This is a genomic window from Moraxella sp. DOX410, from assembly GCF_032248735.1.
Classification (GTDB): Bacteria; Pseudomonadota; Gammaproteobacteria; order Pseudomonadales; family Moraxellaceae; genus Faucicola; species Faucicola tetraodonis.
This window is the reverse complement of record NZ_CP135138.1, coordinates 548,306-564,973: the sequence shown is the minus strand read 5'-3', so window position 1 is coordinate 564,973 and position 16,668 is coordinate 548,306. Positions and strand designations below refer to the sequence as shown.

Below are 16,668 nucleotides of genomic sequence, written 5' to 3'. Positions count from 1 at the left end.
AAAATCATTAAAAAGGGTAAGTTAAAATACGAAAAGTTAGTTATTCTGCACCAATTTGGCATAATCATGCAATTTACTTTTTAACATGATTAGGTCTTTTTCGGTGGTTTCAAGTTCTGATTTCATGCCCAGTTGGCTATTTTCTTGCCAATAAATACAGATAAAATTGGCTTTACAGCTTAAACCTTTAACGGTTGTTGCGATGGATGCCGGTAAATCCACCTCCCGATTATCGAGCGCAAAATTAGCGGGATAATGCCCGGTAAAGGGTCGCCATTTGCCCTCAATCACTTGATAATCACAGGGGCGCATCTTCGCGTCCTCAATCACCACGCCGTATTGCGCCATCATGCCTTTACCGCGTTCGCCTGTATCGCCGATAATCCAATCAGGGCATGCGACCAGTTTTGGCTGCACGCCCACGCGTCTGGCTGCCATGCGCAGATTATCACGCATGGTCTCGCGAGCAGATGGTTTTAACCCCATGATACTACCGACAATAAACACCCCGATGGCGATGGCTATCCATATTCCCATTGATTATATTACTCGTACCAGCTGCTATTTTTGGATTTTTTAGATGACGTTTTTGCTTCGGTTTTGGTGTCAGCTTTGTTTTCGGCTTTGGCGTCAACTTTATCAGTCGGCTGCGGCTCGGAAGCTAGCATATCTATAATTGGCTGCCACTGGGCTTGAATGTCTCGATACGGTTTTTGGCTTTTATCAAAAATCGTCAAGCCACGCTCTGCCAACGCTTGATAAATACTACGCTCAGATAGCCAAGCCAGGGGTTGCTGCCCAATATCAGCAAAATACGCCATCAGTTTTTCGGTCGGTTCATTGTCCTGCATCAATTGACTACGCACGCGATTGGCAACTAGATAAATATCGACTTTACCTTTGCGGATACGCTTAATGTCTTCTAGGCTTTTTAAAAAGCGTTTGGTACTGTCAATATCAAAAAAAGCGGGCAAAACAGGAATTAAAATCGCCTTGCATTCGGCAATCAGCTGCTCGGCTTTAGTGCCTGATAATGCACCTGGGGCATCAATAATCAGCCAGTCGTTTTTACCCAAGGTTTTTGGGATATCACCTATATCATTGCTATCGCGCCAGTCAATACCGATAATGGCAGGTACGTCCGCTGGGCGCATTTTTAGCCACTGTAGGCTTGATTTTTGGGGGTCTGCATCTGCCAATGCCACTGTTTTGCCTTGGTTTGCCAATGCCGCCGCTAGACTCACCGCAATCGAGGTTTTACCACATCCCCCTTTTTGATTGGCGATTAAAATTTTTTGCATGACCCTCACCCTGTTGATAAAAAATTAATGCAATATCACCACATTAACTCAAAATTTTGACCCTGTTAATTTGACGCTATTCATTTGGTTGTATTAAGTAGCCTAACAAAATTTTAACCATTGATAAATGCTTTTATATAAATAATCTGCTAAATTAAAAAATATCAATTCATTAACGGTTTGATCGGTTTAGCCAGTTTTTGACTGGCTAATGGCGACCGTAAACCTCAAAGGTGCCACCATGACGATGCTTTCATTCATAGAGACCTATCACCCAGCAACCACCTCAAAAAAAATGCTTGGACTGTTTGCTGTCACTGCTTCGATGACAGGTTGTGCTACCTTAGGCGGCGGATTAACACCCACTCAATGCCAACAAAGCAATTGGCAAACCATTGGTTATCAAGATGGTTTACTGGGTCGCAGTCAAGATTATATTCAAAAGCATATCAAGCAATGCGCTAAAGCTAATACTGTGCCTGATCAGCAACAGTGGCAACAAGGTCGTGAAGCAGGGTTAAAACGTTATTGCACGCCGCTACGCGCTTATCAGTTGGGACGTGAGGGCTACGATTACAATGATGTATGCCCACAATCGATGACGCTTGATTTGTTAAAAGCGCATGACGAAGGTTATCTCAACTACCAACGTGAGCAAAGGCTAAATCAACTGTGGTACAACACCGACCCATTTTGGGGCTCACCCTTCTATAGTAATCGTTTTGGTGGTTGGGGCGGTTTAGATAGAAGGTCACGTCCGTATTATCCGCGGAGTGTACCTAACAACCGCTATCCAAAATACACTGATACCCATCAGCCTACATCAAGCCAACCTGTAGCGCCTCGCCCTGTTATGCCAAGCCCCGTTACCCCTAGCAATGATGCAACTATAGGGTCAAAAAAATAATCGCGGATAAGATAAAAAACAACGGGACAACTCGTTGTGAAATTTTGTTTTGAAATTTCGTTGCGCAATCTCATTGAACAATATAACTCGCTGCGTGATGACAATAATTTACAGGTTAAAACTAAAAAAGAAGTTCGGGTGTATTTAACCGAACTTTCTTATTAAACCAATAGCTTATTAAATCAACCGCTTATCACCTCAATAGCCTAACCCATTACAGCAGCCAAAATATCCGTGTGCTTGACCCGCTTGGTTGTCAAATCAAAGGATTGATTGTCGGTATTTTTTGGCTCTCAGCGTTTTGGCTGGCGTTGGATTTTTGAGGCGCTTTGGGTTTTTGAGACGCTTTGTTTTTCTGAGATTTGGTGGGGTCAAAGGTTTGCACAGCAGGTGCGGTTGGTACCCCTTTTTGCTGAAGCTGCTCATCAATCTGCCCCGCTTGGATGTTTTCCCCTTCAAATACACGGATATGCTCATCACGCTTTAACTGCAAATTTTCAAAGTCAAACAACTCACGGTCAGCGAGCTGTGACGGTGCTACATTTTGCATCGCGCCAAATATCGAATCCAAGCGATTCGGGTATTGCTGATCCCATGTGCGCAGCATGTCATTAATCATCGCCCGTTGTAGGTTTTCTTGGCTACCGCACAGGTTACAAGGAATAATCGGAAACTGCTTATAATTGGCATATTTGATAATGTCTTTTTCTTCCACATACGCAAGCGGACGAATCAAGATATTTTGCCCATCATCCGATAGCAGTTTTGGTGGCATCGCTTTGAGACTACCGCCGTGAAATAAATTTAAGAAAAACGTCGCCATGATATCATCACGGTGATGACCCAGTGCCACTTTGGTTGCACCGATTTGTTTGGCAAATCCATATAACGAACCACGTCGCAGACGTGAACACGCAGAACAGTAAGTTTTACCTTCTGGTACGATTTGCTTGACCACGCTATAGGTGTCTTTTTCTAAAATATAATAGGGAATGCCGTGCTCGGTCAGATAGTTGGGCAAAATATCTTCAGGATAGTCAGGTTGCTTTTGGTCAAGATTGACGGCAATCACATCAAACTGAATCGGTGCTATCTTCTTTAAGAACAATAAAATATCCAGTAAGGTAAAACTGTCTTTACCGCCTGAAATACACACCATGACCACATCACCGTCTTCAATCATGTTGTAGTCACGAATCGCCCAAGAGACCAGCTTACGTAATTTTTTTTGTAGCTTGCGAAAACGCGCGGATTTGATGTCATCGCCTTTGCTGTCACCTTTAGCATCGCCCCAGCTTTGCTGCGCTTCATTGTTTAACGCTTCGTTTTCTAAAGCATCACTGTCTGACGCCTCACCACCCCAATCATTATCATCAAGCCCATCTATGTCACTATCTAAGTCTACGTCACTCTCTAATAGTTGGGCTGATAATTGGGGATTTAATTCAACAGCAGGCATGGTTGCTGCTGGGCTTACAGAATTGTTTGATTGCATAAGATACCTAACTGATGATAAACCGATAAATAAACCTATGATGACGCTATCGCCTATCAACGACGCGTCATTTATTGGAAAAATTGCAAATAAAAAAAAGCATTTAACGTAAGGCAGACCAACTCCTCACAATAAATGCTTGATTGAGCGTATCTATAACCGCCTATCAGATAGAAAACAGAAAACGCCTATCACATAGTCGGCTATTATACGGCAAAATTGCGCGCTTGTAGTCATTTGAATGACATCTTGCTGTTTTAGAAGATATTTTTTATCCGCGCCATCCAACTGGTATTTTCTTTTTTCATTTGCGCCTCGATTTGTTTTTGCTGCTCCTCAAGCTTGATATCCATCAGATTTTTTTCTTTAAATAAACCATATTGGGCATCGCCTTTATAAAACTCAGTTTCACGGTAACTGTCATACGCATGTTTGAATAGCACATTGAGCACAGCGGCGAGCGGCAAAGCAATCAGCATACCTGCAATGCCTGCCAGTGCCGCCCCGGCAAGTACCGCAAATATCACCCACAATGGTGATAAACCAATTTTATCACCCAACAATAACGGCTGCAAAACATAACCTTCCACCGCCTGCCCTACCATAAAGGCACCGACAATTAGCACTAAATGTACCCAGTCCACGCCAAATTGAAATAGCCCTGCAATAATCGCCGCAATAAAGCCAAGGGTAAAGCCAAGATACGGCACAAAACTTGCGATACCCGCCATCATACCGATGATAAGACCGACTTTAAGTCCAATGAGTTGCAATTGCACCGCGTACACCATACCGAGCAACACCATCACTAGTAGCTGACCTTTGATAAATGACATCAACGCTTCATCACTTTCTTTGGCGATACGATAGACCGATGGAATATAACGGTTGGGAATCATATGACGCATTTTTACCAAGCGCTCATCCCAATTATATAAAAAATAAAACATCAAAATCGGCACCAGTACCACAATGCCCGCCACGTTGATTATATTCATGCCCGATAACATTAAATTGGTAAAAAATGAACGCGCATCAGTGATATTGTAGTTTTCTTTGAGATAATCGACCAAGCCTTTGGACATATCACGTACTTGCATGGCAGGTAAGCGTATGGGTGTGTGAGAACGCACCCAGCCTCGAAGCGTATTGTTATAATAGTCAATCGCTGTCGGTACATACTTCCATGCCGATTGTAACTGCTCCCACACCAGTGGAATGAGCCACCAGAGTATCAATCCAATCATCAGCGCAGTGGACAAATATACCAGCAAAATCGCCACCCAGCGGCGAATGTGTGCCTTGTCCTGTAATTTTTGTACCAGCGGATTAATCGCATACGACAAAATAAATGCTACCAAAAATGGCAAAATTACCGATTGCAATTGATAAATGATATAGCCTATTGCAACCAAAAACAGCGATATAAATACCCGTTTGAAAAACACATCTTTCGTAAATCGATAAGGGAATGGGTTGTACATAGGTTCCTCAAAAAAGCCAAATACGCCAAAAATATAAGGGTAATGTCAAATAAAAGACGGTCACTGCCATCGTTGTATTTTCGACTAATTTTAGGTAATTTGACAAAAATAGATAGCGCAAACTGCACAACTCATACAAATATTCAAAGCTATGTTATAAAGCCCTATCACATTTGTGGGGCTAGAAGGCGTCATCAACGATGAAAAGCCTAATATTAGCCAGCTAGCAAAGCAATGGATTATTTTTCTTTTTGATGGGAATTTGGGTATAATGCGCGTATTACTTTTCCCAATGATTCTGGCGATAGGAAGACCATGACTACACAACCCACTTCGTTAAGTTATAAAGATGCTGGCGTCGATATCGATGCTGGCGAAGCGTTAGTTCAGCGCATTAAATCAGTTGCCAAAGCAACTAGCCGCTCTGAAGTAGTCGGTGGTTTGGGTGGATTTGGCGCCTTGTGCCGTATTCCACAAGGCTATAAATCCCCATTATTGGTCTCAGGGACTGATGGTGTCGGTACCAAACTCAAACTGGCTTTACAACTTCAGCAGCATGACACCATTGGTCAAGACTTGGTCGCGATGTGTGTCAATGACTTGCTCGTCTGTGGCGCCGAGCCGTTATTTTTCTTGGATTATTATGCCACAGGAAAACTAGACGTCGATACCGCAGCAACGGTTATCACCGGTATTGGTGAGGGTTGTAAATTGGCAAATTGTGCACTCATCGGTGGCGAGACGGCTGAAATGCCGGGTATGTACCAAGATGACGACTATGATTTGGCAGGTTTTTGTGTGGGCGTCGTCGAAGAGTCGGAAGTTATCACGGGTAAAAACGTTGCCAACAGTGATGTGTTAATCGGTATCGCCTCTAGCGGCGTGCATTCAAATGGTTACTCACTGGTGCGTAAAGTCATTGAAGTCAGCGGTGCCGATGTTGCCACCGAACAATTAGACGGCAGAGCATTAAAAGACGTGTTGATGGCACCGACAAAAATCTATGTCAAAGCCATTGGACAACTGCAAAAAACCTTGGGCAACGCAAGCTTGCATGCGATGGCACATATCACCGGTGGCGGCTTGACGGAGAACCTACCACGCGTATTGCCCGACCATTTGGCGGCGCAAATTGATGTGAGTTCTTGGACATTCCCGCCTGTGTTCCAATGGCTTCAGCAAAAAGGTCATATCGAGCAGATGGAAATGTACCGCACCTTTAACTGCGGCGTGGGTTTTGTCGTCGTGGTGCCGGCAGATAAAGCAGACCAAGCCATTGACTTACTCAACGAACAAGGCGAAACCGCATGGAAATTGGGTGAAATCGTTGAAAGAACAGGCGATGCGGTAACCTATCGCTAATTTTATCCGCGACTCGACTAATTAGGGTATTTTATTATTGGGCTATTTTACCCTTGAGTTAATTTATCCTAGAGCTAATTTACCATTGAGCTAGCTTAAAAGGTGCGTTTTTACGCACCTTACTTTTTCCAACCTATTGCTTTGCTATCATTATGAAGTTGAACATGACAAACCCTACCCCGTTAAAAATTGCCGTCCTCGTCTCTGGCAGTGGCAGTAACCTGCAAGTATTAATTGATAAGCAGCTACAGCAACTATTGAACATTCAAATCGTGGGCGTAATTAGTAATAAAGCCGATGCCTATGCACTTGAGCGCATCCGCCTTGCCAATAAGCAGCAGCAAGCCAATATTGCAACCGCGGTGATTGAGCGAGACGATAATGGTAAAAAATATACCCGTGTCGGTTTTGAACAACAGGCACTGCAAGAATTACACGCGTGGCAACCTGATTTGGTGGTATTGGCAGGATTTATGCGGATTTTAACGCCGCTATTTATTGATGGTGTCACCAGCAGCACGGGATTAAACGTGCCGATGATAAATCTGCACCCGTCACTGCTACCCAATTATAAAGGCTTAGATACCCATACCCGCGTGCTACAATCAGGCGAGCGCTATCATGGTTGCAGCGTGCATCTAGTAACGAGCGAACTCGATGCAGGGGAAGTCATCGCCCAAGCGGTGACCTGCGTCAACGCGGCTGAGAGCGCTGACCAATTACAGCAGCGCGTTCATGCGATGGAGTACCAGTTGCTGCCTATGGTGGTGGGATTATTTGCTGAGCGGATTGTTTCGCTTAAAAATAACCAACTCACCAACCGCCTTGGACTCAATTTGCCTATTAAGTTATGGGTATAGTCAAATTATGGGCATAGTAAAAAAAACGCCTACAATCAAATTTAGGCGTTTTTTTATGTTTATCATAGTTTATACTCGAAGCGTGGATACACTCAATATCACGATTAGCAAAAATACATAGCGCCCTACCCACACGTTATCTAAAAATGCGTTAAAGCAAAGCTTACGATCATAGGTAAGACATTGTTTATTTTGTCGGTAAAACATGGCAACGATAGGTAGCAACGCCAATACTGAAAGCGCGCCAAAATAATGCCAAAACACGCCCGCCAAACTGAGCAAAAACACCCCTTGAAGTAGGCTAATTATCAACACATCGTGTTTACCAAATAAAATCGCGGTGGATTTGACCCCAATTTTTAAATCATCCTCACGATCTGCCATCGCATATTGGGTATCATACGCCACCGTCCAGCACATATAGCCGACAAACAGCAGCCAACACCAAATATCAACCTCTGTCTGCCCCGTTAATACTTGCGATACCGCAACATACGCCATCGGAATCGCCCAACCGAAAGCCGCCGCCAAAAACACTTGCGGCAAATGGGTAAAGCGTTTCATAAACGGATAGATAAACGCCAGCGCCACCGCACCAAATGACCAAATAAAAACCTGCACGGGCAAAAACACTAATAGCGCTGCACTCACGCAAGATAAAATTAAAAACGTCCAAACCGCTTCTTTACCCGTCAAGCGACCATCCGCCAGCGGCCTACCTTTGGTTCGCGACACATGCCCATCGACTTTTCTGTCAGCAAAGTCATTGATGGCGCAGCCTGCCGCTCGCATCAACACCGCACCCGTCGCAAAGATTGCCACCACATGCCAAGGGGGGAATTGCTCAAACCCTTTTGCCGCCAAAAACACCGCCCATAAAGTCGACCAAAACACCAGCTCAATGCCCACAGGTTTATCAAAGCGGGTCAGGTGAATATAGGCTTGTAGCTTATCTTTAAAAGACAGAGTGTGTGTAGTCATAGCATGTTTAATTAAACTAATCAAAAAGGAATAGAAGGTTGACGCTAGCGTGGCTAACCAATAGTGTAACGCTAAACGTTAGTCAAATCGTCGATAAATTTGTTACCCTTACAGCTGTATGCCAATCATCAGCAGCTCATAATCCAGCCCAATCGGCGATTGGTCTTGCAGATAGCGTCTAAATGTCGCCGTATCGATGCTATCTTTGCCAGAGACGGCGCCGCCCATTTGCTTGAGATTTTTTAACAGACTTTTTAGATTGTCATAAGAGGCAGCAAACGATTGCTCGGTGTGATAAATTAGCGTACCTTGACGCTGTTGCTGCAAAGTGTGTATCGCCGCTAGCCAAGCGTGACTGGGTAAAAAATCAAAAACAGGTAACTTGGGAAAGCGCTGACTGACTTCATGAAAAGAACCTGCCACCGGAATCGCCAAATGCAGCTGACCTTTGGTTTTGACGATGCGCCCAAGCTCTGCGATAACGCTTGGCGACGTCCAATGAAGGGCAAAACTACTCATCACCAAATCGGCAGATTGATTTGCCAATGCCGTATCTGCCATATTGGCGCAAAGCGCTTGGCTGTGCAGCGTCATTGGAGAAGTTGGTGAGGATGAGGTAGATGACTGCGGCATCGACAAAAGATGCTCGACTCGCTGTTGCCAAATTGCAAGCATACTGGCAGCAGTATCGACGCCATATAACTGAGCGGAAGCTAACGCTGCATTTTGTAAAAACTTTGACATCACCGCTTGGGTCAATTTTCCTGTGCCACAGCCCACATCAACCACGCACATATCGGTTACGCCGGTATGGTAACGCACAATGAGCTGCGCCAAATGCTCTGCCACCTGCGATTGAATCGGCGTGGCGGCATCGTATGAGTTGGCAAATTGTTCAAAAACAGGGGTAACAGTACAAGACATCATCGACTAAAACAACAAATCAGTCAACTTTAACACTATTAATCAGCCTTGCATAGTCATAATCGTCTTGTGTGAGCAAATCAACCCCACAAGGCAAATTGCCTATCCAATCCAAAAAGCGATTAATCATGGCTTTGCCAACAAAAGATTTGCCATGCTGCGGCACAATCATCTCGACATCTAACTGCCGAACCGCATCTGCCCAAAAACGGGTGACTTTATTACTGACCATGTAGCGCTGATGAAACCCTCGCATGGTCGGAATATGCGCGTCAAAATCTTCCACTGGCACATTCGCATCACCGAGCAACGAAGCCCCCATATCGCCTGAAAATAAAATTTTGCTGATGGGGTCATAAAACTGAAAATTACCTTCTGAATGCAGAAAGTGCGCAGGCAAAGCAAATAACTGGGTTTTTCCCAAAGGCAACACCGCGCCTTCATCCGGCAATGCAATCAAGCGCTTAAGATACCCTTCTTGCAGACGGTCAGTAGTAAACGCGGAGTTAAGATGCGGTAAAAAACGCTCCCACAATCTTGAGATGACGATATTGGCTTGGGTATGCAATAGCCAACGCGGCAATGACGCAATGATATCAGGGTCTTGGTGTGAGCCAATCACATAGCGGATATGCCTTATATCCGTATGTTTGAGTAGTGCGAGGGTTAGCGGCGTATAGGTCAAATCACCCCCTGGGTCAATAACCGCGCCGACAGTTTCTTCATCTGAGTGCAAAATTAAAAATTGATTGGACTGAATACCGTCACCTTTTACCAAATCACTAAACATAATGCACTGATGCTTGCCATTATCAAAAATTATTTTACCGCTCATAGCCTACCTACCCATTTAACCGACAAATAAAACTTAGACCACTAATAAAACATGCTATAAAATTGTGCAGCAAAGTGACTTTGAGGGACTTTGAATGACTTTGCAAACCATTGTTAACCGTTCGTTATTTGCCTCAATAAACTGTCTTTAAACCCTTAAAAATAGTAAGGATTATAGCACTTTATTGACGGGGTTGAGGGCATTTCTGCTTAAATCCATGTTAACTAAATTGTGCTCAAATTTGTTTTTAGTGGTATCATACCAAGCAATTTTTTAGGCAAAATTTGTGTGCTTTAAGCGCATGATTGCTGCAAACGGTAAAGGCAATTTGTTATGATTTTGGCACTTGAAAGTGTGTTTGACCAATGCTCGGTGGCATTCGTGGATTTAGCAGGTAATGTCATCGCTGAACAGACCCTGACGGGAAATCGTCTGCAAACCCAGCAAATTTTGCCGATGATACAAGCGCTGATGACAGCATCATCGATTGATTGGTCACAACTGACTGCGATTGCTTTTAATCGAGGTCCCGGGGCTTTTAGTGGTATACGCATTAATACGGCGGTAGCGCAAGCCATCGCTTTTGCCCATGATGTGCCTTGTTTGCCGGTATCAAGCCTGCAAGCTATCGCCCAATCGGCATTTGAACGACACCAACGCCCTCACGTATTGGCGCTGACAGATGCGCGCATGAACCAAGTGTACGCCGGTGAATACGCCGTGCGCGATGGTATCATGCAACTTGTGGCAGGTGCTACTGAGCATTTGCTTGATTATGACAGTGTGATAGACAAAGACTTAGCCTTAGTAGGGAATGGCGCAACCTTGGTCAATGCGCAGCTAGGTCAAGCCATCTTTGCCGATATTCGCCCCTCAGCGATTATCATTGCCAAACTTGGGCTAACCTTGTACCAGCAGCACCAATCCGTCCCTGCTGAGCTGGCACTGCCGGTTTATTTAAGAAATAATGCGTGGAAAACCCTAGCCGAACAACAAAAGGCTTAATTTATCGGCTGATTACTCATGTTGTGTTAAGTTTGACTCGCTACCCTTTACCTTGTTATAAGCGCAAAAATTGTTAGCTTTGACTGTTAATAACTAACATAGTTGGATACGTTATGGATCTTATTTTGATTTTTAAAGCCATCATCATGGGCATGGTTGAGGGCATTACCGAATTTTTACCGATTTCAAGTACCGGGCATTTAATTCTTGCCGACTCCCTGTTAAATTTTTGGACCAAAGATAAAGCCGATTTATTTATCGTCGTCATTCAGCTGGGTGCGATTTCAGCGGTAATTTATTTGTACTGGGGGCGGCTATGGCGCGCCTTGATGGGACTTATTACGGGTAAAGACCCTGAGCGTAACAACCCGCGTCAATTGGGTATCTCGCTGATTATTTCCACCATTCCGATTATGCTGATAGGTTTGATGTTTGATAAAGCGTTAAAAGCGGCGTTATTTAACCCAACCGTAGTGGCGATCTCATTGATTGTCGGTGGTTTGATTATCTTTTGGGCAGAGCGCCAACAACACAAACATACGGTCAAATATGCCGAAGCGGAAGATATTGATATTAAAACGGCGATTATCATTGGTTTGATTCAATGTCTTGCCTTGATTCCTGGTACTTCTCGCTCAGGGTCTACCATTATTGGTTCCCTATTTTTGGGGGTATCACGTAAGGCGTCTGCGGAGTATTCTTTCTTTTTAGGGATTCCTGTATTAGTAGGTGCTGGGCTATTAGATCTGACCAAAAACCATCATATTTTAACCAGCGCTGAAGACTGGACCATCATGGCAGTGGGTGTGGTAGTCTCATTTATTTTTGCTATGATTTTCATCAAATGGTTGGTTAACTGGGTCAGTACCCGTGATTTTACGATTTTTGCTTGGTGGCGCATCGTGGTAGGCGTACTGGTACTCATCGCTGGTATGCTGGGCTATATTTAATTCGCCATGCTATCTCATCAATCAATCCAACTGTATTATGTTAACACTTTGCCAAGCGAGCAGCGTTTGGCAAACATTGAGACCATACTCGCCCCTTTATCCGTCAATTTACAACCACAAAAGATTACTAGCAAAGTAACTCAAAAATGGCTGAAATCAGTCGATGATAACAGTGTGCTGATTGATGAGGTAGGTGACGTTTTTGTCATCGCAGCGGGCATGAAAGTCAGCCCCAATTGGCAAAACCTACAACAGCGGGTGGTCAAAGCGGGCAAAAAAACTGAACTACTACTCAAAGCCATGCAGCTACAAGCCAACATGACTGTCATTGATGCAACCGCAGGATTTGGGCATGATAGCCTAATCTTGGCAAGTACCGGTGCCAGTGTGACTTTGCTTGAACAGCAGCCACTTATGTTTTTGCTACTGCAACTGGAACAGCAAAAAATGGCGCAGCATCGCAACTGGCAAAAATTGATGAGTCGATTAACGATTTATCATGGCGACGCGATAGAGTTGCTGGCTAAATTGCCAAAAGTCGACCGTGTCTATCTAGATCCGATGTTTCCCACTGATAGCTACAAATCAGCGGTTAATAAACATATGCAGATGTTGCATACTGTGACGACCCCACCGTCGATTGCGCAATCACAACAATTATTGGCGGCAGCATTGGCGCAAATAACCCCACGGGGTATGGTGGTAGTCAAACGACCTAAATCAGCACCTTTTCTTGCGGATCAATCGCCTAACTTAAGCCTATCAAATGATATCGTGCGTTTTGATAATTATTTGAACAGCATTTAGTTTGAACAGCGTTTAGATGAAGTGTTAAAAAAAGCTGATGGGTATCAGCTTTTTTTGTGCGTGTAGTTGTTATTGACCGACTTTTTGGTTACCGACGGCAGGCGCTGCATCATCGCTGGCTTTTGGTGCATTGGGCGAGGCAGGCGCATTATCAATCACGGTATCATTTTCCGTAATCTTATCCATGTCTGAATTATCCGCGCCGCCGTCATCTGCAGCGTCTGCCTCGGTGTTACTCGCTGGCATCGCATCAACAGGGGTCGCTGCGGTGACACTGGCGCTGGTAGCGTCAGGACCAGCATCTACGGTGGCATTGGCTTCGGTCACAGCGGCGCTATTTTTTTCATCGGCAGGCGCAGCTGACATTGGTACGGCTTGTGATTCTGCCGCTGATGCTGCCGCGGCGTTGTCTGTGCTGTCAGTCTTTTTATCACAAGCTGTCAACGTAAGCGCCGATACTAAACTCAGCAGGGTGATTTTTGCTAGGGTGTTTTGCATGGGTATTCCTCTACTATCAATAAATCGCTCAGCCCGACAACGTACTTGATAGCCTATATAGTAAAAATTGCTCAATCAATGAGGTTGCTAATTCAAAGATGATAATGATATCACCTTAAATTTTACCATGGCATTGCTTGTATTTTAAACCCGATCCACAAGGACAAGGGGCGTTTCGGCTAATGGCTAAGTTGGCATATGGATTGTCACCATTTTCAGCCATCTCTGGACTCGCGGTTGCCGCGGCTGAGCCGCTTAGACCAAATGAATATGTGGCTCGCGTGCGTTGTTGGCTGTTACGCGCAATCATGTCTTCATCGTCACTCAGCTCACCGGTCACGCCATTCATTTCCTGGTGCTCAAAATGCAGACGCATCATCTCGGCTTGTTCACGTTGCTGGCGCTCAAGCTCAGCGATTTCTTCTGGCGTTGGGATATGCACACGCGCTAAATCTTGCACGGTTTCAGACTTGATAGCACCGAGCATACTTTGGAACAATGAGAAAGATTCAGATTTATATTCTTGCTCAGGATTTTTTTGCGCATAGCCGCGTAGATGGATACCTTTACGCAGTTGATCCATTTGGTTTAAATGTTCTTTCCAATGCTTATCTAGGCTAGATAGCATAAAGTGACGCTCAAGCTGGGCAGCATTTTCTTCACCCATTTGCTCACGGCGAGCGCGGTAGTTGAGTAGCGCAGCCTCAATGATTTTTTGGCGTAAACCTTCTTCATCCAAACGACGATCGGCATCTAGCCAGTCATTGATTGGCATATAAATACGAAACTCATTTTCAAGCTCGTCTTCAAGCCCATCAATGTCCCATTGGTCATCAATCGAACCAAGTGGCACAAATTGGTCAATCAAGGCATTGTACACATCGTAGTGCATCGCTTCGATACCTGCTTGTAGATTACTTTCGGCGAGCAGTTCATCGCGCTGTTTATAGATAACCTTACGTTGTTCGTTGGCAACGTCATCGTACTTGAGTAGGCTCTTACGGGCATCAAAGTCGCGGTTTTCCACTTTGCTTTGGGCGTTTTCAATCGAGCGTGATACCATTTTGTGCTCAATGGCTTCGTCTTCTTTTAGCCCCATGGCGCGCATCATATTCACCACGCGATCGCCAGCGAAAATCCGCATCAAGTCATCTTCAAGCGACAAGAAAAAACGCGACTCCCCTGGGTCACCTTGACGACCCGCACGACCGCGCAATTGGTTATCAATACGGCGCGATTCGTGACGCTCAGAACCGATGATATGTAAACCACCCGCCTCTAGCACTTGTTGGTTTCGCACTTGCCATTCAGCATGGGCTTGCTCTTTCATTTCAGGGGTGACGTTGTCGATTTTGGCGAGCTCTGCTTGCCAGTTACCCCCCAAGATAATATCAGTACCGCGACCTGCCATGTTGGTGGCAATAGTGACCGCATTGGGGCTACCTGCTTGCGCGATAATATCGGCTTCACGCTCGTGCTGTTTGGCATTAAGGACGTTATGTTGAATGCCTTCTTGCGTCAGTAACTCTGAAAGCACCTCACTGGCTTCAATGGTTGCCGTCCCCACCAAAATCGGTGCTTGTTTTTCTTGAATGCGTTTGATTTCGCGGATGATGCCTTGATATTTGCCCATTTTACTTAGGAAAATTTGGTCATCAAGGTCAATACGCTGAATCGGTTTGTGGGTGGGGATAATCACCACATCTAGATCGTAAGTCTGTTTAAACTCCGCAGCTTCGGTATCCGCTGTACCTGTCATGCCTGAGAGTTTGTCATACAGACGGAAATAATTTTGGAATGTCGTGGTGGCAAGGGTTTGGTTTTCGGCTTGGATTTCAACTTGTTCTTTGGCTTCAACCGCTTGGTGCAACCCTTCTGACCAGCGGCGACCGGGCATGGTACGCCCTGTGTTTTCATCGACAATGATGACTTCGCCTTCATGCACGATATAGTGAATGTTTTTAACAAATAAATGGTGCGCACGAATCGCGGCTTGGACGTGGGCTAGTAGTGGCAAGCGCGTTGGGCTATATAGACTCTCGTTTTCGCCAAGCTCGCCTTTTTCCACCAAGAATTTTTCGATTTTCTCGTAGCCTTTTTCGCTGATTTCGATTTGACGATTTTTTTCATCAATCCAAAAATCCTGCTCACGGTTTTCGCGGTTGCCTTCTTCGGTTTCTGAACGTTTGAGGCGTGGGATGATGGTGTCAATCAGCCTGTACATGGCGGATGAGTCTTCGGCTTGACCCGAGATAATCAGCGGCGTACGCGCTTCATCAATCAAAATCGAGTCAATCTCATCGATGATACAATAGTTGAGTCCGCGCTGTTTTTTCTCATCTAGGCGAAATACCATATTGTCGCGCAGGTAGTCAAAGCCGTATTCATTGTTGGTACCGTAGGTAATATCTGCGGCATAGGCCTCAAATTTTTCCATTGGATCTTGCTGTGAGTAAATCACGCCGACAGTCAAGCCCAAAAAGTCAAACAACGGGCGGTTTAATTCGGCATCACGGCTTGCCAAGTAGTCATTGACGGTGACGACATGCACGCCTTTACCGCTAATGGCGTTGAGATATATCGCAAGCGTTGCCATCAAGGTTTTACCTTCACCCGTGCGCATCTCGGCGATTTTACCTTCGTGCAGGGTGATACCCCCGATGAGCTGTACATCGTAGTGACGCATGCCAAGGACACGTCTTGAGGCTTCACGACAGACCGCAAAAGCTTCAGGTAAAATGGCATCTAGGCTAGTACCCTGCGCAAACTGGGTTTTAAATTCCGCAGTTTTCTGTTTTAATGCTTCGTCAGAGAGGGACTGGATTTTGGGTTCTAAGGCGTTGATTTTGTCGACCAACTTACGCATTCGCTTAAGCTCACGGTCGTTTTTGGTGCCGATAACCTTGCCTATCATTTTGCCTAACATACGAGGATTTTCCTAAAGTGCTCAAATCAATAAGTGCGATGACTTTTAATACGATGATGGTTAATAAAGGTATTCAAAATAAATTTTGCTATTATATATGGGTTTGCTTTTTTTAGATACAAGGTTATGACAGCCTGTGAGTTTGAACCGCTTGACTCTATTACCTTTATCTTTATCAATCCATCCCCATAATTGAACTTTATTTTCGAGATTTTCATTGTTGAAATTTTCTTGGAAGATTTTAAGCTTGATAGCGGAGCAAATGCCGCTGACGGTGTGTCCGCTAAGTAACCTTAAACTAAAAGTGGTGCAACACATGGGCGAGCACAATAT

At 44.8% G+C, this 16,668-nt stretch carries 15 protein-coding genes; 6 read left to right on the top strand and 9 right to left on the bottom strand.

Features of this window, described 5'->3' with window-relative positions; genetic code table 11:
- Positions 1-36: 36 nt before the first annotated feature.
- Together RNZ41_RS02600 and RNZ41_RS02595 are read right to left on the bottom strand one after the other, a co-directional pair.
- Entirely contained in the window at positions 37-537 is a 501-nt protein-coding gene (locus RNZ41_RS02600) for a hypothetical protein (protein ID WP_314027503.1), read from the bottom strand.
- Positions 538-545: 8 nt separating this feature from the next.
- Positions 546-1,301 carry a ParA family protein gene (locus RNZ41_RS02595; protein WP_096489275.1) on the bottom strand — a complete coding sequence of 252 codons (756 nt, stop codon included), beginning with the start codon at positions 1,299-1,301 and terminating at the stop codon, positions 546-548.
- A gap of 241 nt (positions 1,302-1,542) precedes the next feature.
- On the opposite strand from RNZ41_RS02595, the gene RNZ41_RS02590 reads away from it, so the two are divergent.
- Complete coding sequence (locus tag RNZ41_RS02590; protein WP_172823583.1) at positions 1,543-2,208, top strand: DUF2799 domain-containing protein; 666 nt, start codon at positions 1,543-1,545, stop codon at positions 2,206-2,208.
- Between the two features lie 256 nt (positions 2,209-2,464).
- Here the strand turns inward: RNZ41_RS02590 and ttcA are convergent, their stop codons facing one another.
- Entirely contained in the window at positions 2,465-3,667 is a 1,203-nt protein-coding gene (ttcA, locus tag RNZ41_RS02585; protein WP_409950721.1) for a tRNA 2-thiocytidine(32) synthetase TtcA, read from the bottom strand.
- A gap of 293 nt (positions 3,668-3,960) precedes the next feature.
- Complete coding sequence (locus RNZ41_RS02580) at positions 3,961-5,187, bottom strand: AI-2E family transporter (protein ID WP_314027502.1); 1,227 nt, start codon at positions 5,185-5,187, stop codon at positions 3,961-3,963.
- Between the two features lie 315 nt (positions 5,188-5,502).
- Between RNZ41_RS02580 and purM the strand changes: the two genes are divergently transcribed.
- Together purM and purN are read left to right on the top strand one after the other, a co-directional pair.
- The gene (purM, locus tag RNZ41_RS02575) at positions 5,503-6,549 is read left to right on the top strand and encodes a phosphoribosylformylglycinamidine cyclo-ligase (RefSeq protein WP_314027501.1); all 1,047 of its coding nucleotides are present in this window, start codon (positions 5,503-5,505) and stop codon (positions 6,547-6,549) included.
- Positions 6,550-6,713: 164 nt separating this feature from the next.
- Positions 6,714-7,409, top strand: a complete 696-nt coding sequence (gene purN / locus RNZ41_RS02570; protein WP_314027500.1) for a phosphoribosylglycinamide formyltransferase — start codon at positions 6,714-6,716, stop codon at positions 7,407-7,409.
- 69 nt (positions 7,410-7,478) lie between these two features.
- On the opposite strand, the gene ubiA is transcribed toward purN, so the two are convergent.
- From ubiA to RNZ41_RS02555, 3 genes are all read right to left on the bottom strand, one after another.
- Complete coding sequence (gene ubiA, locus RNZ41_RS02565; protein ID WP_314027499.1) at positions 7,479-8,390, bottom strand: 4-hydroxybenzoate octaprenyltransferase; 912 nt, start codon at positions 8,388-8,390, stop codon at positions 7,479-7,481.
- A gap of 108 nt (positions 8,391-8,498) precedes the next feature.
- Positions 8,499-9,317 (bottom strand): methyltransferase domain-containing protein, encoded by an 819-nt coding sequence (locus RNZ41_RS02560; protein WP_314027498.1) that lies wholly within the window; start codon positions 9,315-9,317, stop codon positions 8,499-8,501.
- A gap of 16 nt (positions 9,318-9,333) precedes the next feature.
- Entirely contained in the window at positions 9,334-10,149 is an 816-nt protein-coding gene (locus tag RNZ41_RS02555) for an oxygen-binding di-iron domain-containing protein (RefSeq protein ID WP_309593456.1), read from the bottom strand.
- A 333-nt stretch (positions 10,150-10,482) separates the two neighbouring features.
- On the opposite strand from RNZ41_RS02555, the gene tsaB reads away from it, so the two are divergent.
- From tsaB to RNZ41_RS02540, 3 genes are all read left to right on the top strand, one after another.
- On the top strand, positions 10,483-11,154 hold the full coding sequence (tsaB, locus tag RNZ41_RS02550) for a tRNA (adenosine(37)-N6)-threonylcarbamoyltransferase complex dimerization subunit type 1 TsaB (RefSeq protein ID WP_314027497.1): 672 nt from the start codon (positions 10,483-10,485) through the stop codon (positions 11,152-11,154).
- A 113-nt stretch (positions 11,155-11,267) separates the two neighbouring features.
- A complete protein-coding gene (locus tag RNZ41_RS02545; protein WP_065253339.1) occupies positions 11,268-12,104 on the top strand; it encodes an undecaprenyl-diphosphate phosphatase in 837 nt (278 codons plus the stop codon).
- A gap of 6 nt (positions 12,105-12,110) precedes the next feature.
- The gene (locus tag RNZ41_RS02540; protein WP_314027496.1) at positions 12,111-12,911 is read left to right on the top strand and encodes a class I SAM-dependent methyltransferase; all 801 of its coding nucleotides are present in this window, start codon (positions 12,111-12,113) and stop codon (positions 12,909-12,911) included.
- A 69-nt stretch (positions 12,912-12,980) separates the two neighbouring features.
- Here RNZ41_RS02540 and RNZ41_RS02535 read toward each other — a convergent pair whose 3' ends face one another.
- Together RNZ41_RS02535 and secA are read right to left on the bottom strand one after the other, a co-directional pair.
- Positions 12,981-13,409: a hypothetical protein gene (locus tag RNZ41_RS02535; RefSeq protein ID WP_314027495.1), complete on the bottom strand. Its 429-nt coding sequence runs from the start codon at positions 13,407-13,409 to the stop codon at positions 12,981-12,983.
- Between the two features lie 115 nt (positions 13,410-13,524).
- The gene (gene secA, locus RNZ41_RS02530; protein ID WP_314027494.1) at positions 13,525-16,335 is read right to left on the bottom strand and encodes a preprotein translocase subunit SecA; all 2,811 of its coding nucleotides are present in this window, start codon (positions 16,333-16,335) and stop codon (positions 13,525-13,527) included.
- Between the last annotated feature and the right edge of the window lie 333 nt (positions 16,336-16,668).